Here is a 23,082-nt window from a genome sequence, read left to right on the forward strand (position 1 = left end):
TTATTTGCTAATTTTTGGCTTTTTCTCGCGCCTGGGACTATTGTCCCAAGCGCTGTCTAACTGCTACTGAGATTCAGCATTTGGTTAGACAAATACAATTACTATATTATGACGTTCTGGTTTCACAATCAAGCATTCTTATTAAAAATAAGATGACAATTATTAATAAATTATAAAGGTTAAATAGACTTTAGTTATTTCAATATATTAATATCTAAACCGAGAAGATCTTCTGGTATATCGATATCTGCAAGAGTGGGAAGATAAGCAATATTGAGACCTAGCTTTTGGGCGATCGCCCGCGTACAAGCAAATACTTCACTGGTTCCCCAGTGAATGCCACCGAACAATTCCGGTATCGCTCGCCGCAGCCCGATCAGATAATAACCTCCGTCTTTTGCCGGGCCCAAAACTAAATCGTGCTGGCTCAATTCCTCAAAAGCTTGTGCCATGATTTCTGCTTTCAAATCAGGACAATCTGTACCGATTATTGCAGTTTTTTCAACGCCTGAATTAAAAGATTTCTCAAACGCTGCTGTCATTCTCGCGCCCAAATCCCCGTCTATTTGATTTTCACAAGAAATATCACTTCCCAGCCACTCTTGCATCAGTTGTTTGCTGCCGCCGGCTCGGTGAATTTCTACCGATAATCGGCGGGATTTTTCCAGAGAGAGAGCGCAGGCGATCGTCCGTTGGGCCATCAAGCGGTGAAGGTTGGCAGCGCCTGTTTTTCCCAGCACCGGAATTAGTCTAGTTTTGGTTGTCCCCGGTTCGGGATAGCGGGTGAAAATAATCAGTTTTTCTGGGATCATTTATGGTTGATGAGTTTTAAAGGAATGAAACGCAGAGGAAGAGAAAGAGTTAACCCCTGCTTCACGAATTGCAGATCGATGTTGGTGGGTTAGGCGATGGCTTAATTTAATCGTCGCGCCCAACCCAGCATACAATAGATTTACTTAAAAATAGCCAGCGGTTAGCTCATTTCTAGCATTCGCTGGATCGGCTGCAAGGCTGCTAGTTGAATATCTAACGGCATGGTAATTTCAGGAGTTTGATTTTTTAGGGAGAGATACAATTTTTCCAAGGTATTTAATCTCATGTGCGGGCATTCGTTGCAAGCGCAGTTATTATTGGTTGAAGGAGCGGGGATGAAGCGTTTGTGCGGAGCTTGCTTTTGCATTTGGTGAATGATTCCCGGTTCAGTCGCGACAATAAAAGCTTGGCTGGAACTAGCTTGAGAATATTTGAGTAAAGCGGTGGTGGAGCCGATGTAATCGGCGTGGCGCAGCACGGGAGGTTCGCATTCTGGGTGGGCAATTATTTCGGCTTCGGGATTTTCGATTTTGAGTTGAACAATCTTTTTTTCTGAGAAGTTTTCGTGGACGATGCAGGCCCCTTGCCAGATATCCATGTTTCTGCCCGTTTGTTCCATGACGTAGCGGCCGAGATTGCGATCGGGCCCAAAAATTATCGGCTGATTTTCGGGAATTTGGTTGACAATTTTAACCGCGTTAGAACTGGTGCAAATTATATCGCTCATTGCCTTAATGGCGGCGGTACAATTAATGTAGGAAATTACCAAATGTCCTGGCCGATCGGCTTTGAAAGCTGCAAAGGCTTCGGGAGGGCAACTGTCGGCGAGGGAACACCCAGCATTCAAGTCTGGCAACAATACTAATTTGTCGGGATTGAGAATTTTTGCGGTTTCAGCCATGAAATGAACTCCGGCAAAAACTATGACATCAGCGCTGGTGTTGGCGGCTTTGCGGGCAAGTTCTAGGGAGTCGCCAATGAAGTCTGCGATGTCTTGAATCTCGGAGTCTTGGTAATAGTGGGCGAGAATGACGGCGTTTAACTCTTGTTTGAGGGCGTTAATTGCTGCAAACAAGTCGTGGGGCAGTCGGGTTTGAGTAAAGTTCGGAGCAGGTGCGGTGGTAAACACAGTTAGAATATTCCGGGGAAGGTGGCGAAGACAGCTAAAGTGTATTTTGAATTATAGTTGAATTCACCAAAAAGTGCTGGCTGTTCAGTGGAGCCCATCTAAAATCTCAAATCTCAAATCTAAAATAGGCTGGGGGAGAGTGCCAAAATTGGTCGCTGTTTCTTATGCTGAGTAAGAAGGGGCTAGGGATCGATCGCACATGACAAATCACATGAATAAAGCTAAATCTATCAAAATTGCGGTGGTGGGGGACGTTCACGATCGCTGGGAACCTGAAGACGGCGAGGCCCTCAAGCATCTGGGCGTTGATTTGGTCCTGTTTGTGGGGGATTTTGGCAATGAGTCGGTGGAGGTGGTGCGGGCGATCGCCCAATTGGACATTCGGAAAGCAGCAGTTTTTGGGAACCACGATGCTTGGTACACGGCGACTGAGTGGGGCCGCAGTCAGTGTCCTTACGATCGCACTCAAGAAAATTGGGTGAAACAGCAGTTAGATTTAATGGGAGAAGCTCACGTCGGTTACGGGAAACGGGATTTTCCCGAATTGGGCGTAACTGTGGTGGGAAGCCGCCCGTTTACTTGGGGGGGCTCGGAGTGGAAGTACGGGGATTTTTACTCGGAGTGGTTTGGGGTAGAAAGTTTTGAGGAGTCGGCGCGGCGCATAGCAGGGGCTGCGGCAGATGCCGATTGCGAAAATGTGATTTTTTTGGGTCACACGGGCCCGACGGGGTTGGGAGAGGCTCCTGAAGACCCCTGCGGGCGAGATTGGAAGCCGCTGGGAGGGGATTGGGGCGACCCCGATTTTGCGGAGGCGATCGATCGAACTCGGAGTTCTGGAAAGCACATACCTCTGGTAACTTTTGGTCATATGCACCACAAACTGCGACACACAAAGCAGGAGTTGCGGAAGTCGCTGGAGGTAAGTGCGGAGGGTACGGTGTATTTGAATGCCGCCAGCGTACCGCGAATTGTGGAGAGAGAGTGCTCGAAACTGCGGAATTTTTCGATCGTCCTCCTGGAAAATGGAGCAGTGTCGGAAGTGTCTCTGGTATGGGTAGGCGAAGATTTCGCGGTAGAAAGAGAACAAATTCTGTATCGGCGCACTGAATCTGCCGCTATTTGTAGTTAGAGACATTTGCTGGTATGATAAAATTTATGCGCCGGGAGAGGTGGCAGAGTGGTCGAATGCGCCTGACTTGAAATCAGGTGAACCGCAAGGTTCCGTGGGTTCAAATCCCACCCTCTCCGTTTAACAATTCTCTTGTCCGTTAAGGGTTTCAGATTCTCTCTCCCCTCAAGAGTTCCCTTTTCCGCTCATCTTTGGCTCACTCTTGGTATTTCGCAACAAAAAAACACCCCCGTAGGGGTGCTGTTGCTTACCAGGTAATTTTTCTTCTAGCTAACTGACTTAACTAAACCCTTCCTCATCCGCGGGGTCGCCGTAGGGGTCTTCGCTGGCGGGGGTCACATTGCCGAACATTCCAGCATCCGCTACGTAGTCTGCCGGGTCGCCGTAGGGGTCTTCGCTCGCCGGAGTCAGGTTGCCGAACTGTCCGTAGTCGGTACCGGCGTAGTCTGCGGGGTCGCCGTAGGGGTCTTCGCTGGCCGGAGTCAGGTTGCCGTACTCTCCGTTCTCAGCCGGGTCGCCGTAGGGGTCTTCGCTGGCCGGACGCGCGTTGCCGAACTGTCCGGGATTTGAGGCATCTTCGTAATAGCCGTCAGGATCGACTTGCTCGCTGTCTGGCCCGACGATCGCATCTTTTAACTTCCGCAAAAATCCATCTACCATGATAAAGTTCCTCTTTTTTATGTGTTGAAAAACGACTGTTTTAGATTGGGAATCCCAGATTTAATTGAAAATCACGCAACCGGCAATCTAAAATCTCAAATGGTTAGGCTACTGTGCCGGAACAGGAGCTGTAGCTTCCGGCAAGCCTGTGAGGTCTCGACCTGTAGTTTGGTTGTTGTACCCCTGGAATTCGCGGTAACGCGCTGCCTCGGACTCCGGAACTTTAATTCCTTCAGGCGGGGGCGTTACCCAGTGAGCGCGATTCTGGGCATCGCGGTAGTAAACGCGACCGTTTTTGGAAAGGTAATATTTTCCCTGGGGCCCCTTTTCTTGCTTGTTTTGGTGCTGGCGGTAGAGGTAGTAAAGGGCGGCTGCTCCGACTAAAGTAATCCCTACTTTTTGAGCATTGCTCAGTCCTTTTTTCGCTTGTGGCGTAGGAGCGGAGCCCGGATTAGTTTGCACTCGTCCAGCCCGAGTGTTGTCAACAGGAGGCGGGGGAGCGGAACTTTCCTGACTAGAGCCGCAAGCACTCATAAACGGAAATGTCAGCAGCGTTGTCAGCAGCAGAGCCATGAAGCGCGATCTTTTGGGTTCGGGTTTGATTGTGTTCATTGCCGCTCCGAAGTGTCGGGATTATTGGTAGAGTGTGTTCTGGCGAGGTTGAGGAACCTGAGCTGCTGCCAACAGTTTTGTAAGTAAATTAATTTCTCAAAGCAATTTTGACCAAAAAAGTAGTTGCTGAGAACTTAACAGCGCAGCTACAGTATTGCGTTTCTCTATTAATTATCCTCAAGTCTCTCGAAAATTTCCTCTTTCCAGGGATATAAATAAAGTTTCTTTTATTTCAGTCCGCAGGTATATGCCAATGCGCGCCTTTGGCTAACAATAAATTTCGTTTGTGGACTACTCAAAGCCAAGTGAAGCAGACGGACGGGGCGAGTCCGAAACTCAAAGCAGCACTGGCGAAGACAAGGAGGGGGATTTAAAGCTGAAGGAAAAAAGAAGAAGACCCTTCGACACTTCAACTACCCTCTGTGCACCGCGAAGCTGAGCGGGTAAAAAGAAGGAACAAGGAAGAAGGAATAATAGCAAGGGTTTGAGAAATTAAGAACCTCCTAACCGTCTGGACGGTTGCTGCTATATAAGTCCAGCGGTGTTTAATTGTGCCGGACTGCTTGACTCAGATGCAGACAATTTTGTTTGGGAAATTCTGGAGAGGTCGATCGCACTATTGTAGAAATCTATTAACAGCCAGAGAAAGCCCCCGAAGCTTTTCCGATATTTATGAAATTAAATAATTTATTTACTGCTGGATTGTCCATCGCAGTTGTCTTTACTGCGGTAAAATATCTAACTTTTTTAAATCAACAAAACCAAGTTAAGGAATTGCTGCAAACAAAACAGTGTCCCGAATGCAATTTCAGCAATGCCAACCTAAAAGGATTAGACTTGCAAGGAGTCAACTTGCAGGGAGCTAATCTAGAAGGTGCTAACTTATCAGGAGCCAAATTGACCAATGCCAACCTCAAAAATGCCAACTTAAATAGAGCCAACCTCACGGGAGCTGATTTGGGCTGTGCCGGCATCACTTTCAACCTTGAGGCTAATGAAAAAGAAGCAAATATGGATTTTAATGTCAGCGCTGTTCCACAACATAATAACCCAGAAAATGCAGTAGTTGGTTTCAATATGAAAGCAACGGATCGAGGAGCGACAATGCGTTTTAACCTCATGGGATGCGCGGACTTCTCGAATGCTAGCTTGCAAGAAGCTAAAAGGCCAGATGGCACAATTCATCCTTAGTAAGGCCAGCAAATACTGTTTATATCTATTAAATCGAAAGAAAACCGCCGCCTGACAAACAGGCAGCGGTTTTTTAAGAAAGGAACTGCACGCCTAAAATTAGTGAGCAGAACCGTTACCGTGATACTTGTCAGTATCGTAGAATCCGTTTTTTGTACCGAAGAACAGACAGCAAACGGTGAAAACTGCTGTCAAGACTGCTAAAACTAACTTAACGTCCATAATTTACCTGCTGTTGTTGAGTGAGTGCAAATACTCAGATTGTAGAATCTTTTTGGCTGGCGCGGCCATCTACCAGCGTAGCGCCAGATTTGCTGGGGTGCTCGCTGGTGCGGCAGTTTCCTGACGGCGAGACGATTCGGGGAATTATAGTCGAAACCGAAGCTTACGGCCCGGGAGATCCCGCTTGTCACGCTTACCGAAAGCGCACTTCTCGCAATGAGGTGATGTTCGGGCCTCCGGGTATGAGCTACGTTTACTTAATCTACGGGATGTACCATTGCTTTAATGTCGTGACGGATGCAGAGGGAGTTGCTAGTGCTGTGCTGATTCGAGCTTTGCAGGTAGATGCGGTTCCCCAAGAATTCGCTGCAATTCCTGAGAAGAAGCGATCGCGCCTCGCCGCCGGGCCTGGGAAACTGTGTAAGGTGCTCGATATCGATCGAACTTTAAGCGGTTTTCCCTTGGGTGCAGGCCAACCGCTGCGATTGGAACACCGGAGCGAGAACTTTCAGCAAGCTGTGGAGGAGGGTACAATAAATTTTGTGCAAACTACGCGGATCGGGATTTCTCAAGGAATTGATTTGCCTTGGCGGTGGTATGTAGGGAACTCTACGGCTGTGTCACAACTCTAGTAATGTCAAAGGTATCAGTGTAAATTTTGTCGCTTATCTTAGTGAAATTATGGCTTACTCTTCTGAAAATCCGATCGTACAACTGAAAAAATGCCTAAGCCTGGTTCAGGATGTTAGCACTCACACCGAAGCCAACCGGGCCTTCGAGCAATTGTGTGGGATTATCGATGCTGAAAACCCAATGGCGGCCCAACTTTTGGAGATGTTGTGGGAAGAAGCAATTATGGCGAGGCGCTCGGCTTTATTTTGGCAGCAAATGAGCGATGTTGAGAAAGATATGGCTAATAGAATGATGGAAAATATGACGCAGATGCGGCAGAACTATTTGCGGCTGATGCAGGAAATGTAGACAGTAATTGGTAAGTCTGTGTTTGTAGTGAGGACTTTAGTCCTCTCTTTATCAATAAAGTTTTCTAGATGTAGGGTGCGTCAGCGCTGATATTTGAAGAGGCTCAAACAGTTTGTTTCCGAGGCACCCTACAATAAATTCTGCTACTTCATTAAAGCAGCGCCACGGTTGTAAAGTTCCCGCGCGTAATCAGTCCAAGTTCCCTGTCCCCAATAGCGGAAACAGCTTGTTTGTAGCAGCAAGTTGTAAAGCAAAGCTTGCTGGTATTCCAACTGGTTGGTAACGGCCGCATCTTGCTGCACCAGCGGATCGTATTTTTTGTGAAATGCAGCGCTGAGTAGATTCATCGGTTCCAAGACATTTTCGTAGCCTTTCACCCAACTCAAATCGTTCGTCCAAGAAGCACCATCCATGTGAAAATTATGGTCGGTTTGCTTGAGTTGGGCGATCGCACTTTCCACTTTTTCCGGTGTAGCACTATCAGGATCGACTAGGTGCCAGATTTTGTGCTGGTTAATCCCCTGACACACAGGATAATCATCAGGATTAACGCCCGCCGCCTCAATTATCTCCAAATATTCAGTGCCGTTTAAACCAACAACACCAGATTTTCCCCCGCCTTGTTCGCGGTTTTCGTGCCAAGCTTTGACAAAAGCGCTGGGAAATTCATTCATCATGACGCCGCCATTTTCGCCGTCAGCAATCTGAGTAACTAAAGAAGGAACTGTGACATTGCCAATTTGCTGTTTATTGCGTCCTTTGGCTTCGTAATAAGGCTGCATTTGACCCACCAATTTCGTATCCGAACCTTGGGTTTTAATCAAAGCCGTGATGCTGATTGTTTCGCCGTGAGAATTGCGAGCAACTAAACGGTTGGGAATATATTTTTGGTCTTGCGACAATCCCGAACCGTCTGGATTTTCTACAGAATGTTCTTGCACCATCAGCCAGCGATAGCCGCATTCTTTCAAAGCTTTGATGTATTCGTAAAGTGTATCAGGGTGATTGGGAAAGTGCATTTCTGGGGGCGAAAAACCTTTAACGCGCTTCAGGGCATCAATGCCAAAAATTGCCGCAAAATGATGTTGCCATGCTTGAATTTGGAGTTTAATATCGGGAATGGGAGTTGAGGGAATGACGGCGTGACTCCACATTGTCCCCAGCCATTCTACATGAGGTTGATATTGAGGATCGCAGGTAATCCGCTTGAGATTATCAAAGATATCGTCGCGTCCCATTTGGCGCAATCCCCACAATAAATTGCCCGAATAGTCGAGCATAATTCGCGGGTTGCAGCCTTCAGCAATCAGTTGTGGGATGAATTCTCCCATGCGAGAATAGCACCAAGCAAACACTCCGGCATTGTGATTGTCTCCTTGGTTGGGATGTTCAAACATATGCTGGAGATTGCAGATTAGTTCGCCGTTTGCACCCGCAGGAATTGTCGGTTGGTGCATATGCAGGGCGCAGGCGAATCCGGCTTGAATGTTTTCGAGGCGGAGGTTTGTGGCAGGTAGAAAGACTGGTTCGTTGCTATTGGCTGCGGCACTGATTTCTGCTTCGGAGCCGCAAATATTGGGCAATCCTGAGTTGATTTCTTGTAAAATCTGTAAATTGGGAGATTGTGCGATCGCAGGCATAAATTTTTCTCAACAATTGTGGAGGGGCGCTGTCTGCTATTGCTAAGATAGCTAGATAATTTAACAGTAGCAGAGGATGTCTGCAAAAGATAAATTTCACAAGATAAGTTCGGGAGCGCGGAAGCCCCAAATCATAAGTCAAATGTTTAACACATTTCAAGTAAATATGCGAGGTAAATCATGAAATACGAAATCAAGGTTTTGGAACCGACGGATTTGTGGTACATCCAAAACATCAATCCTGAAACCAATAAGTTTTACCATCCCACTAAGAATATTCCCCTCGTTCAGCAAGCGGAAATTAACTTGAACAATTCGGGAGTGATAATTCAAAAAGGTGCGCTGCATTGGTGTATGGGAAAATTGACTTCTGGTGTGTATAAAACGGATAACCGTTTGAAAGATATGTGGGTATCTTTGACAACGGAAATGGACTACAACGCTCCTGTATATCAAGGAACTGGTACGGTGAAGCTCGAACCGAGACAAAAAGGGCATTTCCTGCATTATACGCCGATCGACCTTTCGGATGCAGAGCAGTGGGAGTTTGATGACGGTATATTTCAGTTTTGTTCGGACAATGTAGTTATCGGTGCTAAAAAACTGAAATTCCGACAACAAGTGGCTGCTTCTAATGACGGTAGGTGGAGAATTGCTGTTACAGCTTTGCGCGAGCAAAAAGCTACTGTCGTAGCAGCTACCAATTCACCGGCTAAGGTTGTCGAACTCAGACAAGGTGAAACTTTGATAGCTGATTGCGATTTGGTGAAAGGATTTACCAAGGGGATTGAAGAAGATTATCGAAAATTAGGTCATTTTGGCAAAGGCGGTGGAGAGGGTTATGTTTGGTATTATCAGGGGAAAGGTAAATTATTAGTATGTGAAAATGATGCTATGGGTTTGGGTTGAGTTGTTTCATTTTTAATGTAGAGGTTGCTGGAGCCGGGATCGCGGAATTTTATTGGGGAAATATAGTAAAAAATTTACGCGAAACTATAGACGCTAGCATAAAAAATCTGGCAAGATTATTTTCAGGGTGCCGTTGGAGCGAACTGAGATTTTATACCTCTACTTGGCGGATATTTTATGAATGTAACAAAACTGCTCCTACAGCAGGCGGCGCTTAATGTGCTTGTGGCTTTAACAATGGTTCAACCTGGATTGGCAGCGATGCTTGCTGATTCACCGGGGGAACCGAATTTGCTGCCACTGGTACTCGCATACGATCCGCCCGCGCGCGGAGCACCGGGCGATCGCACCGACGCAGGCAGCCGCGATCCTCACAACTTTTTAGCTTTGATTCCCGCTACAAATATAGGGTTGACAGCGATCGCACATCCGACTTTTTGGCTATACTTGCCTGCTTCATTGCCTGATGATATTCCCTTTGAGTTTGTGCTGCGGGACGAACAGCAAGAAGTAGTTTTCCGAACAGTTTTTGAGCTAGAAAAAGCACCGGGAATTGCGAGTTTTTCCTTACCGCAAAATTCACCTCCTCTGGAAACTGGCAAGAAGTATCAGTGGTGCTTTTTCTGCGGAAATATCTCCCGCCACGGGTGGATTGAGCGGGTGGAAATGAAACCAGAAATTTTGGTTCAGCTAGAAACAGCATCGCTGAGGCAGCGCGTTTTGCTGTTAGCTAAACAAGGTTTGTGGTACGAAACTCTCACAGAATTAGTTGCACTGCGCGGTAAACTGTTGAGCCAATTACAGGCAGCTACTTTAGAGGAGAGGCTGCTAATTTATGCTGAAAATGACTTGCGGTATGAAGCACTAGCAGAGCTATCTGGATTTGAGAAAATATCTTCTCTGGCGACTTTGGATGCTGACTGGGAGGCTTTATTGCAGCATCCGTTTGTGCGCCTGCACGGGATAGTTTCAGCACCGTAACACGCAAGATGCTTGTTCCACAAAGAGTAAGTTTTTTTGTGGGCCGTTGCAGCTAGCCCGCCCATCAGGAACAGGCAAGATGCCTGTTCCACACAAATTAAGTCAACTAAGCGATGAAATGCCCGATATTAAGCGTCTACAATACTTTCAATACAGAGCCGATCGCCCATTGGTCATTTGATGAAGCAGGCAACTTGGCGAGCGATCGCCCCGAACTCCCTCCGGCACGCCTAATTGACAGTGTTTCCCGTGCTGTTGAACCATTAGAAAACGGGTCGCACGAAAGCCTGCTGCTAACTGGAGGTTGCGTTACTTTCCCAGTCACTCCTTTACTGGATATAGGCAAAGAAGACTTTTCTATTTGTGCGTGGATTCGCACGGGAGATTTTGGTATTGCCAAGATTATCGATCAGCGTATTCAAAATTCTGGCCCTTTACGAGGCTGGTCTTTCTTTATTTATAAAGGGAAAATAAACCTCCAAATAGCGGATGGCAGCAGTTGGGTAAACTATTATTACAACCGCCGAGAAAAAGATATTCCATCTTTGCCGGTTGTCAGCAACAACCAATGGCATCACGTTGCGGTTGTTGTCGATCGCGATCGACCGGATGGAGGACGTTGGTATGTGGATGGCAAAGAAGTAGGTTTGCGGTTCAACCCAACACACAAATCGGCGTCCCTGAGCAATAGTATTCCCTTGACTATTGGCAGGCGCTCGGACGATTCGGGGGGAATTTTCTTGGGCAATATTGGGGATATTCGGCTTTACAAGCAGGCGCTGTCGGTAGCAGATGTGCTGCTGATTTACCGATCGATTCAGTCTCCTGTTAGTAATAAAATTGTTGTTCCAGATAAAATGAGGAAAATACCAGCAAGAGGGCCCCGCGAGAAAGATTCATTCGGGGAAGTGCTATATAGTTCCCTGGAAAGATACTCGCAGGCGATCGAATACTATAAGCAGTCGCTAAATATTCATAGAGACACCGACAACTGCTACGGAGAAGCGAAATCTCTGAACTATCTAGGCAATTTTTACACGTTGCGGGGGGACTACTCGCAAGCAATTGACTATCACCAGCAGTCGCTAAATATGCAGCGAGATACTGGCAACCGCAGCGCGGAAGCTGTTTCCCTAAACGCTTTAGGCAATATTTACGATGCCCTGGGGGAATACTTGCAAGCAATTGAGTGCCACCTGCAATGCCTAAATATTCAGCGGGAAACCGGCAACCCTCACGGAGAAGCTAGTTCCTGGCGCAATTTGGGGAGTGCATATTATGCCATCGGGGAATACCAGCAGGCGAGCGAGTGTCAGCAGCAGTCCCTAGATATGGCGCGAAAACTCAATTCTTGGAATAGAGAAGCGGAATCCTTGAACGCTTTGGGCCGTACATATGTTTCCCTAGGGCAACATCAACGGGCGATCGAATACTCTCAGAAATCCCTGAATCTTGACAAGAAAATCAATAACAGTTATGGGGAAGCTAATTCCTTAGTGACTCTGGGCAATGCTTACAGTAATTTGGGGAATTACTTGCGGGCGATCGAATTCTACAAACAGTCCTTAGACATTCAGCAGGAAATCGGCGATCGATCTGGGGAAGCGACTTCCTGGCGAAATCTGGGCAATGCTTACCGCTGTTTAGGGCAGTACCAGCGGGCGATCGAATACAGCCAGCAGAGTTTAGAAATCGCGCGCGCGATCGGCGAAAGCGCGTCAGAAGGCGCAACTCTCAACAATTTAGGACTAGCTTTATTTGACTTTGGACAGTTTGCAGAAGCTGAAACATTCCTCCGCAAGGCGATTCAAATTTGGGAATCGCTTCGGGGAAGATTGGGCAAAAACGATAACTTTAAAGTATCTATTTTTGAAACCCAAGCAGCAACTTACCGCCACCTGGAAAAAGCCCTGATCGCCCAGTCAAAAACAGAACAGGCGCTGGAAATTTCGGAGCGGGGACGGGCGCGGGCTTTTGTGGAGTTACTGACTGCTCGGTTATCTGCTAATTCAGATGCGATACCCAATATTAAGCCGCCTACGATCGAGCAAATTAAACAAATTGCTAAAGCACAAAATGCAACTTTTGTGGAATATTCGATTTCTTTTTTAGAAGAACTTTTTATTTGGGTAATTCAGCCGACGGGTGAAATTGCATTTCGCCAAGTTGACCTCAACTATCAACATACTCCGCTCAAAGAGCTGGTTGCCGACTCTCGCGAGTTGATCGGCATCAGAAATCGCGACTTCAATCCCACCCTAAAATTTGACCCAGGCGATTTAGTTAAACTCCACGACGATGCCCCTAATTGGGAACCTTGGCAAATCATATCTGTTGATGAAACTCACGGCATTCTCTCGCTCTGGCAATCCTCTTTTCCCGAAGGATTGACTATTCCCAGACCTGCAATTGATGTAACAGCAAAAGTGCAATCGAGTCGCACCAATCACCCGCGCTTGCAAAAACTCCATCAACTGCTAATTGAACCGATTGCTGATTTGTTGCCGACAGATCCAGAAGCTCGAATTATCTTTATTCCTCAAGGCGAAGTATTTTTCGTTCCTTTTCCGGCCCTGCAAGATGCTGCGGGTAAATTCTTAATTGAAAAACATACTATTCTAACTGCTCCTTCGATTCAAATTCTGGAATTAACCAGCCAAAAACGGCAAGAGATTTCCGATTTAGTTGGGGACATTCTAGTAGTAGGAAATCCGACTATGCCCGAAGTTTCTCTTGTAGCGGGAAAACCCCCACAGCAGTTATCTGCTTTGCCGCATTCAGAAACCGAAGCTAACGCGATCGCCCAATTGTTCCAAACCCAAGCCTTGACAGGCAAATCCGCTACCAAAGCCGCCGTACTTCAGCGCTTGCCAAACGCCCGCATCGTCCATTTTGCCACCCACGGATTGCTCGATAACATTCGCGGGCTCGGCAGTGCGATCGCCCTTGCACCCGATCGCACCGATAGCGGTTTGCTGACGGCTGAGGAAATTTTGAACCTGCACCTCAACGCGGATTTGGTAGTTTTGAGTGCCTGCAATACCGGCATGGGGCGAATTACCGGCGACGGGGTTATCGGTTTGTCCCGCGCTTTAATTTCGGCTGGTACGCCCAGTGTCATTGTGTCTTTGTGGGCGGTGCCGGATGCTCCTACAGCCGATTTGATGGTGAAATTTTATCAAAATCTCGATCGAACAGGCAACAAAGCTCAAGCTCTGCGAAACGCCATGCTGGAGACAATGCAGCAGCATCCAAATCCCAGAGATTGGGCGGCTTTCACACTGATCGGCGAAACATAATTGATTAAATTTTGTAAAAAATTGCCAAAACTGCGAAAAAATTAGTTTTTTCGCTGAAAGCTCCACAGAAACTCGATCGCGCCAGGAGCGATAAGTCATGTGTCGATTTAATTTCTTCATAAAAGTCACGCTTGCGATCGCAATCGGGGCAACCACGGGGGGATTGCCCCTACTGCACAAACTTTAGTTCACTCATAGCGGACTAAACAATAAAGAGTGTTTTCATACACTTGCTCGCTTTCCTAACTTTGCACCCTTAACAATAAAGTCAAAAATTATGACAATATCTGCCGATCGAAAAGCCAAAATTCTGGTTGTAGAGGACGACGCCCCCATTCGCACTCTCATCTACCGCTTTCTCAACCAGACATATCAAGTAAAATTTGCCGCAGACGGCCAAACTGCTCTCGAAATTTTTGAAGAGTTTAACCCAATCCTCGTGATTTTGGATTGGAATTTGCCCGATACTACCGGCTATAAACTTTGCCAAGAAATGCAGAAGCGCACTAATGTTTTAGTCGCGATTCTCAGCAGCCGCACCGCCCAAGAAGATCGAATTAAAATCATGAAAGCAGGTGCAGATGATTTTATGTGCAAACCCTTCTGTCTTGAAGAATTGGCAGTTAGAGTAGAAGTCTTGTTGAGGCGATCGAGATCCGTCACTCCGCCCAACCTTGTCTTCGGCCAATTAGCGATCGATTTAGTGAGTAGGGAAGTGAGATTGAAGGAGCAAATTCTAACGCTGACAGCCTTAGAATTTGAAATATTGTGTTTTTTGGCAACTCATTCGGGTAAAGCTTGCAGCCGCCAACAGCTAATCGAAAAAGTTTGGGGATGGAAATCTAATTATGCAGCAGAAGAGCGAGTGGTGGACGTGCATATCGGCCAAATTCGCAAGAAAATGGCTAAAGTTGATGCCGCTGTTCCCAATTTTATTCAAACTGTTCGGGGATACGGTTACACTTTCGCTCCGAGCGCTCGCAGGGACAGGGTACTTGCTAATTGAATCATCATAATTACGACTGGTTCCTAGATAGAGCGCGCGAACCAGTTAATTTGCTATTGTCCCACCCCATACTCGCCTTTTTAAAGGGAGTAGGGGTTGAGTAGGGGCAAGCTAAGGGGGCATCTACGGGGAAAGAAAACACGCCCTATAGGAGATCGAGGGGCTAATCAAAAGACAGCATACCTACTCGATTTTCTAAAGTTTGAACCATTAACAAGAGAGTCAAAATTTATGACGATATCTACCGATCAAACTTCCAAAATTTTGGTTGTAGAGAATGACGCCCCCGTCCGTAATTTCATCGACGGCTATCTGAATCAGACATATCAAGTACAATCTGCTGCAGACGGAAAAACAGCTTTAGAAATCTTTGAGGAATTCAACCCAGTCCTCGTAATCTTGGATGGGAATTTGCCCGATAATATCGGCGTTAAACTTTGCGAAGAAATGCAGAGACAGAATAATGTTTTTTTAGTCGTGATGTCCAGCAGCGTTACAGGCGAAAAAGATGGAATTAAAATCATCAAAGCAGGTGTTGATGATTTAATCGGCAAACCGTTCAGTCTTGAGGACTTGGCAGTTAGAATAGAAATCTTGTTGAGGGGGATGAAAACCGTCACTCGGCGCTATCTTGTCTTCGGTGAACTCGGGTTCGATTTAATTAGTAGGGAGGTGACATTGAAAGAGAAAACTTTAGCTCTGACGGCCTTAGAATTTCAACTATTGTATTTTTTGGCAACTTATCCAGGTAAAGCCTGGAGCCGCCAACAGCTAATCGAAAAAGTTTGGGGATGGAAATGCAATGACCCACGAGACGAGCAAGTGGCGGACGTGTATATCCGTATGATTCGCAGGAAACTGGCTAAAGTCGATTCGGCTGTTCCGAATTTTATTCAAACTTCTCACGGAGACGGTTACACTTTCGCTCCGATCGATCGCAATAACAAGGTAAGTAGGTAAGCGGGATTAAACACAGCTATGTAACAGTATGTAAACAGGGCTAACTTAGCCACGCTTAGGGCATTTGGATACTTTACAATCGTTTACATAATTGTGTTTTACAGCGCCTACCTACTTAGCCTAATTTTTGGAATAAAAGGATGAGATAAATGAAAATAATCCAGCAAACAGCAAGTGAATTAATAATTCAGACTCAAAGCATATTTGATTTTTGGCTCCCTAGTTGTTTATTCATGGCAGTTGGACTGATATCGCTGACTTTTGACTATCATGCAGCAACCCTGAGCTGCCAGCGATTGCAGGCAAAACAAGGAAATTGTCAGATTGTGCGATCGAATTTACTGGGGTCGAACATCAAAGAAATTGAGCTTGGTTCTTTGCAGGGAGCTAAAGTTGAAAGATGCGGCTATAAAACCAGAGTTGTACTTTTGACTTCTGTTGGCAATGTTCCTTTCACTGCTAACTCCACTAATTGGGGAACCCAAGACGCTGTGGCTTCTGACATCAATTTTTATGTTAAAAATGCCAAAGATCGATTGCTGCGCTTAAGCCAATACGATCACTGGTTGGGATGGACAGGAGGCATATTTTTGCTTGCAGGAATCGCAGTGATCGTCTTGAGAAATAATGAAACTTACAGCTTCGATGAAACTTTAAATACCTTGACTGTTAAACAGCGGGGTTTGTTGGCACGTAAAGTAATGGAATACTCTCTGTGCGAAATTTATGGCGTGGAAGTCGATCGAACAAAAGATCGGGATCATGACATTTGGTACGAAGTTAGACTGTTAGTTTGTGGAGGCTCTCGCATCTCCCTACCCCGCACGATGAACCCATACCAGCAAGCAAAAATCGCTAAAGCGATTAACAACTATCTGCACCAGCAAAATAACCAAAAATAGCCGATCGCGATCGGGAGCATCTCACTTTTGCCGCCAAGCTAGAAATAGGAGTTGGGAGCCAGGAGCTAGGAGGAAAGAGTCAGAAGGAAGGAGCCAGAAGAAGTGTTTTTACAACGATGAGATGCTCCCTCGCGATCAACCCGATTTCTCAAGGTTGCGGACTTACTTATTGTCATTTCGGCCGAAAAGTAAAAACGATCGCAATTAAACCCGCTGCTACCATTGCCAAAGCTGAGGGTACCAAAGGTACCCACCAACCCCCGATTAGCAAAAACCAGCAAACCCCGCACGAAATCCCCGCAGATGCGATCGCCCCCGACACCACGTGCAGCCTGCGTCGGCTGACAATCGCGATCGCGCTACCAACTGCTGCCCAACCCACAATCCACAGCATTTGGGCCCATTCAGGTGCAATTTGCAGCAGCGGGCGTCGATCCAAAGCAGCGCTGATAATTTGACTCGACATTTGCGATTGAATTACCACCCCCGGCATTTTCTGGGAAGGCGATTCTCCCGCACTGTAGGGCGTCAAAAAATAATCTGGATTGGAAATCGGAGCCGTCACGCCAATAAAGATAATTCGGTCTTTTATCCAATGGGGATTGACTTTTCCTTCTAATAGTTCTGCCAATCTGACTCTGCGAACAAAATTTTTGGGTTGTCGGTAATTGAGCATTATTTGAAAACCGCGATCGTCCAAGTTTTGATAAGCGCCTGTACTGCCGTGAATCGGTGCAAAAACTGCATTACCCAGCCTTATCTTATCTCTGGGAATATCTTCCGGTTTGATGCCTTTTGCTGCTAGGTAATGGAGGGCAGCCCTCGCGCTCAAAGAGTGATCTGTAGTACAAGGATCGCTGCTGTGCGGCTGCATAAACAGCAAGTGGCGGCGGAGAATACCGTCGGCATCTGCCACCACATCGCTGAACCCGAGGCGCTCTTTTGGCAGTGCGGATGGCGGTTTGATGCCGCCTTTGTTGGGTTTGCCGGTTTCTTTGACGCTGCACAAACCAATTAAATTTCGATCGCCCTGAAAGCGAGCGGCTAATGCTGCATAACCGGGTTGTAAAGGGCGATCGCGGAAGATATCCAGGGCGATCGTTTGCGCCCCATACTGTGCCAATTTTCCCACTGCTTTTGCGATCGTCGCATCCGGCAGCGGAAAGCCGTACTGGTTGATATCCGTTTCCGTCGCCTCCACCACCAGCAAACGCGAGTCTGAGCTTTCAGCAGGACGCAGCCGCATCAGTTGGTCAAAAGCTTGCAATTCCCATATCTGGAGCAAGCCCAGCGATCGCGCTCCCATGACAGAAACAGCAGCAGTTGCGATCGCCAACAGCCCGATCTGAAAGCGGCGCAGCCGAGATAAAGATGGCGGATTGCTGACAGTTTCCGGCTCGGCTTTGTGCAGCAACTCTTGCCAAGTTGGCGGCTTAGCTGCCGGATTTTGACAAATTATCGGCAGCCAATCAGCGCCGGGAATTTCTGACTCTAATTCTGCCAATCTTTGCCTCGCGAGGCGCACTGCCACATACAAAGATTCCCCGCTGCAAAAAGCTTGGAGAAAATACTTTAAAAAATCTTGGGCAGCTCGATCGCACACCGGTTCCCGCATTACGATCGTTTGCGGGATGCCCAAATCTTCAAGCTGTCGCCCTATTCCCAATCCATCACAGGAATTCAAAATGGCTAACTGCAAGCCGCTGCTAACCGCTAGCTTGAAACCGTGTGTCAGTTCTTCTACTGTTAAACTCTCGGTTTGATTAATATAAAATTTACCCGATCGGCCGTCGCTGCGGGTGGAACTGTGTCCGGCAAAAAATAAGATATCCCAGCTTTTTTCCCAAAGCTGATCGCCTATTTGGCGGCGACTTGGTTCTACTAAAAAAGTAACTTCTGCTGAGGGCAATCCTGCAAGTATAATTCGATCTTGCTCAATATCAATTTTTTGACTGTTCCCCAAAATTGCTAAAATTTTTACGCTGCCTTTAGCGTGATTTCTGTTGGCGATCGCCAGTTTTTTATAAGTTGCGGGGCTCAAAGCAATTTCGGCTTTCGGGTAGCGCTCAAAAATATCCCAACAGTACCAAGGCAGCCGCCGCAAATCGATGTCGTCAGTTTTGATTAAAAATCGAATCGTGTCCGACGGCATTAATTGTTCGAGCAATGTTTCTTTGAGTTCGCGAAACGGTTCGGAGTTGAGCCAGCTATTGATTTGCTGGCTTAACTGTTCCCGCAACAAGCGGCATTTGGACAACTGTTCCGCACGAGAGCCCCTAATGCTAATTTCGATCGGCTTAATGCGGAAATCTCCCAAACTGCGGTAGGTTGACTGCCAGCGATCGTAGTGTTCCGTTATTTCGGGTTTCGGAGGCAGGAAGGCTTGGATTTCCACTGCAGGCCGCTCTCCTTCCGCACCGATTTCCAGAGAAACTCGCACCCCTTTTATCAAGTTATCATCTAGCTTCAAAACAACTAATTTCGGCATGGCTAACAACTGATAAGCCCAGGCGCATCTAAATTTTACAGTCACGGCGCGATGAAATTCTTGTGGGGTGGGCATCCTGCCCGCCCAAAAGGTTCAATTTTCATGCTCAACAACTTATGACAGGCGGGCCTCTTTAGGCGGCAAAATTCTCTGCAATACAGAATTCTTTCAGTTTTACCACAACGCTGAAACATTCTCCGCTATCGGCGGCAAATTCTAGAGTCATGTAGCCGTTACCGCTGCCGGCGCAAGCTTCCATGACAGTTTTTCCCTCGCCGTCGGTGACTTTCAGAGTCAGATTGAGCGGCAAGCTGTCTGCCCCGCCGGCGGGATGCACCTGTACTTTAATATTAGTTTCAGTCTCGGTTGTTGGTTCGATCGCCACCAGCAAAGCTACCGTTGGGGCTGGTTCTCTTACACCCCTCCAGAAATTAGGTTTTTCCTGAACAGAGTCGAGGGTTGCTGATGCTTTTTCCGAGATATCTGCTGTCAGATGGATTATCTTGCCCCGCACGACTGCGCTGCTGTAACGAAAAGCTAAATGAGGTTCTTTTGGCACTAAAATATCTTCTACAGACTGCCAACCTGCCTCAAAAATATTGTGCAGCCACTGGTGTAGTTGTACAGTTTTTCTGCTGCGTTCCAGACAATCCAAATGTTGGAGAAATTTGTCAAAACTTTGCAATTTATCAATAGCTAAATCGCCAGCGCTTGCAGTTTTCATAAATCCCAGCAAAGTAGCTTTTTGTCGCTTTATATCGATATCAACTGCTACTAAACCAATGCGATCCTCCGGTATTTCCAGCGGAATGTAACAAAACTTGCCCGACTTCAGAGGTCGGCATTCCAAATGACCTAGTTGAGTTAATTTCAAGTCGGCTGCATCGGTGTAAAGGCGCATGGCCGCGTTCCAACTGTCGCTGGCATTCAAGTCTGTGGGAATGTCCATCATTTCCATGTAATCTTTCACTGCACATACAGCTAAAGTGTTGAAATAAACTTGCTCTTTTTTCTCCGGGGATGTCACTCCGTCAAGATTTGAAAACTTCTGTGCCAGCCGCAGGGCTGCGGCGGTAATGGGCAGGGGAATAGATTTTTCTCTGATATTTTCGGTGCTGTTATTCATCACGGTTTTCCTTTTTTACAGATTTTTTGTAGGACAGGAGTTGTCCTGCCTTTATTCCAGATATCCTTGATTTTTGGCAAAATTTCGCAAGCGGGGCAGACATTCTCTTTTATAAAAATTTGGTGCGGTTGACGGCGGCAAGTTAAATTCAAGAGCAATGTTTTTCCAGGGAGTCTCCGGGGGAAGACGCCTCAGAATTAAGGTTTGGCAAGTGACATCGGGGCGTTCTTTGATGTGAACGCTTCTCAATTCCCCCTCCGGATCAGCCCGCACCCATTTTTTTGTCTCTTCTAGGATGGCTAGCGGACTGTCAGAATAAGTCGGCGGGTTTTCGATATTATTGATCAGGTTAATTTCTGCTGAGTCTTCTGAAATCAACGGTAAATCACGTCTAACTTTTTCCTGCGTTTGTTCGAGAGTGAAGTCTTTCAGCCGCATCTTGAGATATTTGTCCAGCCAAGTAATGACGCTGCCCAGATTGCGATCGTAAGGTTTGTTTGCGGTGTTCGCTTCGCAAACATTGCGACAAAAATACACCCAAGTTTGCTGTAAAGCATCGTTGTAATGAGGCGTGTCTTCTTGCCAAAGTTTGCCTGATTTTACAATCAGCCTCACTATCTCGCTGAGTTTTTCCCGCCGCATCAAGCTTTTGGGCGGATGCGAACAGGCTTGTGCAACTAGCTGTTGCAGTTGTTGGTTTAAATTGTTTTCCTTACCGTTGGTGTCGGGCATCGGCGATCGCCTCCTTAAGAGTCTCTGGATCAATGCTGGACACGGCATTTGCTGGTTTAAATTCCAAGATAGAATCCCTGATTTGATTAGTCCTGGACGCATTTCAAGGTAATTGTGTCATTAGCAAGTGAAACGAAGAATCTCAAACCCTTGTAACACCGCCCTTGAATGCGTAAGTCCTGTTGATGTTTGGCAGTCGAACAGGTGCTCTGTGCCAATCAGTTATCAGCATCGTGCGAGAAAATTTCGCGCAAATTAGGCAAAAATTTTAAAAATATTTAGTTGACAAATGCCAGCAAATAGGGTAATAAATCGATTTGAGATTGAACCCACGGATGCGTTCTCTGCCTCGTCTGCGGTTTAAATAATTCAGATCTGAGCGAAAACGATATCACCGATCGCCCGAATCTGCCCTAACATCCGCTAGCTGTGCGTATTTCCGTGTATTCCCAATGGCCTACTTGCTTATTTGCCGAGAACTCCTATACTTTGTCAAGTTAAGAAAATATTTTTTTATTCATCCAGGAGCGAGAAAAAAAAATGTACATAGTACAAATTGCCTCGGAGTGCGCCCCCGTCATCAAAGCAGGAGGCTTGGGCGACGTAGTTTATGGCCTGAGCCGGGAGTTGGAGCATTCCGGCCACTGCGTCGAGATTATTCTACCGAAGTACGACTGCATGAGGTACGACCACATTTGGGGACTTCACGAGGCCTACCGGGATTTGGCTGTGCCCTGGTACGGCGGCGAAATCCTCTGTGATGTCTTGTGCGGCTGGGTGCACGGGCAGTTGTGTTTTTTCATCGAACCTCGCTCTCAAGATAACTTTTTTAATCGGGGCTGTTATTACGGGTGCAATGACGACAATATGCGGTTTGCATTTTTCAGCAAAGCCGCTTTGGAATTTTTGCTCAGAAGCAACAAGCGTCCCGATGTGATTCACTGTCACGATTGGCAAACTGGTTTGGTTCCAGTCCTGCTGTTTGAAATTTACAAATACAATTGGATGGAATATCAGCGAGTCTGCTATACCATTCACAATTTCAAACATCAAGGCATGGGAGGTAGCGATATTTTGCAAGCCACGGGTTTGCACAGACCGGATTATTATTTTGAGTACGATCGCCTCCGAGATAACTTTAACCCTTTTGCCATCAACTTTATGAAAGGTGGCATTGTGTACTCTAATTTTGTCACCACAGTTTCGCCGCACCACGCCTGGGAAGCTCACCTCGGCGAGTTTGGCTACGGTTTGGGCCACACTTTGCATTTGTATCAAGAGAAGTTTCGCGGGGTGCTCAACGGCATTGATTACGATGTGTGGAATCCCGAGACCGATCGCTATATTCCGCACCACTACACTCAGGAGGATTTGGCAGGAAAAGCCAAAACAAAAAAAGCTTTGCGCGATCGGCTGTTACTGCGCGATGCTGACAAGCCTATTATTACCTTTATCGGTCGTTTGGACGACCAAAAAGGCGTTCATCTCGTCCACCATGCAATTTATTACTCTCTGAGTAAGGGAGCGCAATTCGTGCTTTTGGGTTCCGCCACGGAAGCGGGAATTAACGCGCATTTCCAGCACGAAAGACAGTTTTTAAATGATAATCCAGACTGCCATTTAGAACTAGGTTTTAATGAGGAACTGTCGCACTTAATTTACGCGGGTGGGGATATGATTGTGGTTCCCAGTAATTACGAACCCTGCGGGCTGACTCAAATGATCGGGTTGAGGTACGGCACTGTTCCTGTGGTGCGGGGAGTTGGCGGTTTGGTGAATACTGTGTTCGATCGAGATTACGACACCCGCCACCTGCCGGAAGAACGCAACGGTTACGTGTTTTACCAAACCGACTACTCGGCTTTAGAGTCGGCGCTCGATCGCGCGATCGGCTTGTGGTATGACTATCATGATGAATTTGAAAAACTCATGCTTCAAGGCATGAATTGTGACAATTCGTGGAAATATCCAGCTAAAGACTATGTGGAAATTTACGAGCTAATTAGACACAAATAATCCGTAGGATCTCAGATGCTGCACCCTTGTCAAGAACGGGCTCTGGGGCCCGTTCCACAAAGAATGAGTTTTCTCGCTTCACAGGCCGGAAAGCCTGTTCATAAAAGGCTTATTGAGAATGGTGCAACATCTCAGATGAAATTGTTGTGGGCAGTAGGGGTTGGGCGTCCCGCCCGCCCGAAAAATACAACGCAAGATGCCCGACAGCTTATAGAACCCATTTGAGATCTTTTTAGGCGGTGCCTAGTCGTTTAAGCATCAGTCGAATAAAACAAAGCTGGAGCTT

The 23,082-nt window shown here is 46.8% G+C and carries 20 protein-coding genes and 1 tRNA gene; 12 read left to right on the top strand and 9 right to left on the bottom strand.

The window, feature by feature from the left end; genetic code table 11:
* Nucleotides 1–194: 194 nt before the first annotated feature.
* Entirely contained in the window at nucleotides 195–812 is a 618-nt protein-coding gene (locus QUA04_RS15675) for a TIGR04282 family arsenosugar biosynthesis glycosyltransferase (protein ID WP_333258247.1), read from the bottom strand.
* 161 nt (nucleotides 813–973) lie between these two features.
* Nucleotides 974–1,942: a quinolinate synthase NadA gene (nadA, locus tag QUA04_RS15680; protein WP_333258248.1), complete on the bottom strand. Its 969-nt coding sequence runs from the start codon at nucleotides 1,940–1,942 to the stop codon at nucleotides 974–976.
* Between the two features lie 211 nt (nucleotides 1,943–2,153).
* Between nadA and QUA04_RS15685 the strand changes: the two genes are divergently transcribed.
* The gene (locus QUA04_RS15685; RefSeq protein ID WP_333258249.1) at nucleotides 2,154–3,071 is read left to right on the top strand and encodes a TIGR04168 family protein; all 918 of its coding nucleotides are present in this window, start codon (nucleotides 2,154–2,156) and stop codon (nucleotides 3,069–3,071) included.
* 34 nt (nucleotides 3,072–3,105) lie between these two features.
* A tRNA-Ser gene (locus QUA04_RS15690) sits at nucleotides 3,106–3,190 on the top strand.
* Between the two features lie 160 nt (nucleotides 3,191–3,350).
* On the opposite strand, the gene QUA04_RS15695 is transcribed toward QUA04_RS15690, so the two are convergent.
* Both QUA04_RS15695 and QUA04_RS15700 read right to left on the bottom strand, forming a co-directional pair.
* Entirely contained in the window at nucleotides 3,351–3,731 is a 381-nt protein-coding gene (locus QUA04_RS15695; protein ID WP_333258250.1) for a translation initiation factor, read from the bottom strand.
* A 108-nt stretch (nucleotides 3,732–3,839) separates the two neighbouring features.
* A complete protein-coding gene (locus QUA04_RS15700) occupies nucleotides 3,840–4,343 on the bottom strand; it encodes a hypothetical protein (protein WP_333258251.1) in 504 nt (167 codons plus the stop codon).
* A 672-nt stretch (nucleotides 4,344–5,015) separates the two neighbouring features.
* Between QUA04_RS15700 and QUA04_RS15705 the strand changes: the two genes are divergently transcribed.
* The gene (locus QUA04_RS15705; protein WP_333258252.1) at nucleotides 5,016–5,534 is read left to right on the top strand and encodes a pentapeptide repeat-containing protein; all 519 of its coding nucleotides are present in this window, start codon (nucleotides 5,016–5,018) and stop codon (nucleotides 5,532–5,534) included.
* A gap of 99 nt (nucleotides 5,535–5,633) precedes the next feature.
* Here QUA04_RS15705 and QUA04_RS15710 read toward each other — a convergent pair whose 3' ends face one another.
* A complete protein-coding gene (locus QUA04_RS15710) occupies nucleotides 5,634–5,756 on the bottom strand; it encodes a hypothetical protein (RefSeq protein WP_006633228.1) in 123 nt (40 codons plus the stop codon).
* Nucleotides 5,757–5,776: 20 nt separating this feature from the next.
* On the opposite strand from QUA04_RS15710, the gene QUA04_RS15715 reads away from it, so the two are divergent.
* Complete coding sequence (locus tag QUA04_RS15715; RefSeq protein WP_333258253.1) at nucleotides 5,777–6,388, top strand: DNA-3-methyladenine glycosylase; 612 nt, start codon at nucleotides 5,777–5,779, stop codon at nucleotides 6,386–6,388.
* Nucleotides 6,389–6,437: 49 nt separating this feature from the next.
* Entirely contained in the window at nucleotides 6,438–6,737 is a 300-nt protein-coding gene (locus QUA04_RS15720) for a hypothetical protein (RefSeq protein WP_006633230.1), read from the top strand.
* Between the two features lie 143 nt (nucleotides 6,738–6,880).
* On the opposite strand, the gene QUA04_RS15725 is transcribed toward QUA04_RS15720, so the two are convergent.
* Nucleotides 6,881–8,377 (bottom strand): glycosyl hydrolase family 57, encoded by a 1,497-nt coding sequence (locus tag QUA04_RS15725; protein ID WP_333258254.1) that lies wholly within the window; start codon nucleotides 8,375–8,377, stop codon nucleotides 6,881–6,883.
* A gap of 180 nt (nucleotides 8,378–8,557) precedes the next feature.
* Here QUA04_RS15725 and QUA04_RS15730 point away from each other — a divergent pair, with 180 nt between their 5' ends.
* The 6 genes from QUA04_RS15730 to QUA04_RS15755 all read left to right on the top strand — a co-directional run bounded on the left by QUA04_RS15730 (nucleotide 8,558) and on the right by QUA04_RS15755 (nucleotide 16,434).
* Nucleotides 8,558–9,286, top strand: coding sequence for an AIM24 family protein (locus QUA04_RS15730; RefSeq protein ID WP_333258255.1), 729 nt, complete (start codon nucleotides 8,558–8,560; stop codon nucleotides 9,284–9,286).
* A 177-nt stretch (nucleotides 9,287–9,463) separates the two neighbouring features.
* Entirely contained in the window at nucleotides 9,464–10,267 is an 804-nt protein-coding gene (locus tag QUA04_RS15735) for a DUF928 domain-containing protein (protein ID WP_333258256.1), read from the top strand.
* 113 nt (nucleotides 10,268–10,380) lie between these two features.
* Nucleotides 10,381–13,566 (top strand): tetratricopeptide repeat protein, encoded by a 3,186-nt coding sequence (locus QUA04_RS15740; RefSeq protein ID WP_333258257.1) that lies wholly within the window; start codon nucleotides 10,381–10,383, stop codon nucleotides 13,564–13,566.
* 277 nt (nucleotides 13,567–13,843) lie between these two features.
* Entirely contained in the window at nucleotides 13,844–14,572 is a 729-nt protein-coding gene (locus tag QUA04_RS15745) for a response regulator transcription factor (RefSeq protein ID WP_333258258.1), read from the top strand.
* Nucleotides 14,573–14,803: 231 nt separating this feature from the next.
* Nucleotides 14,804–15,532 (top strand): response regulator transcription factor, encoded by a 729-nt coding sequence (locus tag QUA04_RS15750; protein ID WP_333258259.1) that lies wholly within the window; start codon nucleotides 14,804–14,806, stop codon nucleotides 15,530–15,532.
* A gap of 149 nt (nucleotides 15,533–15,681) precedes the next feature.
* On the top strand, nucleotides 15,682–16,434 hold the full coding sequence (locus tag QUA04_RS15755) for a hypothetical protein (RefSeq protein ID WP_333258260.1): 753 nt from the start codon (nucleotides 15,682–15,684) through the stop codon (nucleotides 16,432–16,434).
* A gap of 172 nt (nucleotides 16,435–16,606) precedes the next feature.
* On the opposite strand, the gene QUA04_RS15760 is transcribed toward QUA04_RS15755, so the two are convergent.
* The 3 genes from QUA04_RS15760 to QUA04_RS15770 are packed head-to-tail and all read right to left on the bottom strand — an operon-like array spanning nucleotide 16,607 to nucleotide 20,882.
* Nucleotides 16,607–18,997, bottom strand: coding sequence for a CHASE2 domain-containing protein (locus tag QUA04_RS15760; protein WP_333258261.1), 2,391 nt, complete (start codon nucleotides 18,995–18,997; stop codon nucleotides 16,607–16,609).
* Between the two features lie 58 nt (nucleotides 18,998–19,055).
* A complete protein-coding gene (locus tag QUA04_RS15765; RefSeq protein WP_333258262.1) occupies nucleotides 19,056–20,048 on the bottom strand; it encodes a DUF1822 family protein in 993 nt (330 codons plus the stop codon).
* Between the two features lie 51 nt (nucleotides 20,049–20,099).
* Nucleotides 20,100–20,882, bottom strand: coding sequence for a sigma-70 family RNA polymerase sigma factor (locus QUA04_RS15770; RefSeq protein WP_333258263.1), 783 nt, complete (start codon nucleotides 20,880–20,882; stop codon nucleotides 20,100–20,102).
* Between the two features lie 438 nt (nucleotides 20,883–21,320).
* On the opposite strand from QUA04_RS15770, the gene glgA reads away from it, so the two are divergent.
* Entirely contained in the window at nucleotides 21,321–22,796 is a 1,476-nt protein-coding gene (glgA, locus tag QUA04_RS15775) for a glycogen synthase GlgA (RefSeq protein WP_333258264.1), read from the top strand.
* The last annotated feature ends 286 nt before the right edge of the window (nucleotides 22,797–23,082 follow it).

It is taken from the genome of Microcoleus sp. S13_C5 (assembly GCF_036700845.1).
Taxonomy (GTDB): Bacteria; Cyanobacteriota; Cyanobacteriia; order Cyanobacteriales; family Microcoleaceae; genus Microcoleus.

Excerpts from the sequence above, each read along its gene's own strand:
- QUA04_RS15675 (WP_333258247.1), bottom strand. The coding sequence starts at position 812 with ATGATCCCAGAAAAACTGATTATTTTCACCCGCTATCCCGAACCGGGG.
- QUA04_RS15685 (WP_333258249.1), top strand. The coding sequence starts at position 2,154 with ATGAATAAAGCTAAATCTATCAAAATTGCGGTGGTGGGGGACGTTCAC.
- QUA04_RS15695 (WP_333258250.1), bottom strand. The coding sequence starts at position 3,731 with ATGGTAGATGGATTTTTGCGGAAGTTAAAAGATGCGATCGTCGGGCCA.
- QUA04_RS15700 (WP_333258251.1), bottom strand. The coding sequence starts at position 4,343 with ATGAACACAATCAAACCCGAACCCAAAAGATCGCGCTTCATGGCTCTG.
- QUA04_RS15705 (WP_333258252.1), top strand. The coding sequence starts at position 5,016 with ATGAAATTAAATAATTTATTTACTGCTGGATTGTCCATCGCAGTTGTC.
- QUA04_RS15710 (WP_006633228.1), bottom strand. The coding sequence starts at position 5,756 with ATGGACGTTAAGTTAGTTTTAGCAGTCTTGACAGCAGTTTTCACCGTT.
- QUA04_RS15720 (WP_006633230.1), top strand. The coding sequence starts at position 6,438 with ATGGCTTACTCTTCTGAAAATCCGATCGTACAACTGAAAAAATGCCTA.
- QUA04_RS15725 (WP_333258254.1), bottom strand. The coding sequence starts at position 8,377 with ATGCCTGCGATCGCACAATCTCCCAATTTACAGATTTTACAAGAAATC.
- QUA04_RS15730 (WP_333258255.1), top strand. The coding sequence starts at position 8,558 with ATGAAATACGAAATCAAGGTTTTGGAACCGACGGATTTGTGGTACATC.
- QUA04_RS15735 (WP_333258256.1), top strand. The coding sequence starts at position 9,464 with ATGAATGTAACAAAACTGCTCCTACAGCAGGCGGCGCTTAATGTGCTT.
- QUA04_RS15740 (WP_333258257.1), top strand. The coding sequence starts at position 10,381 with ATGAAATGCCCGATATTAAGCGTCTACAATACTTTCAATACAGAGCCG.
- QUA04_RS15745 (WP_333258258.1), top strand. The coding sequence starts at position 13,844 with ATGACAATATCTGCCGATCGAAAAGCCAAAATTCTGGTTGTAGAGGAC.
- QUA04_RS15750 (WP_333258259.1), top strand. The coding sequence starts at position 14,804 with ATGACGATATCTACCGATCAAACTTCCAAAATTTTGGTTGTAGAGAAT.
- QUA04_RS15755 (WP_333258260.1), top strand. The coding sequence starts at position 15,682 with ATGAAAATAATCCAGCAAACAGCAAGTGAATTAATAATTCAGACTCAA.
- QUA04_RS15760 (WP_333258261.1), bottom strand. The coding sequence starts at position 18,997 with ATGCCCACCCCACAAGAATTTCATCGCGCCGTGACTGTAAAATTTAGA.
- QUA04_RS15765 (WP_333258262.1), bottom strand. The coding sequence starts at position 20,048 with ATGAATAACAGCACCGAAAATATCAGAGAAAAATCTATTCCCCTGCCC.
- QUA04_RS15770 (WP_333258263.1), bottom strand. The coding sequence starts at position 20,882 with ATGCGTCCAGGACTAATCAAATCAGGGATTCTATCTTGGAATTTAAAC.
- glgA (WP_333258264.1), top strand. The coding sequence starts at position 21,321 with ATGTACATAGTACAAATTGCCTCGGAGTGCGCCCCCGTCATCAAAGCA.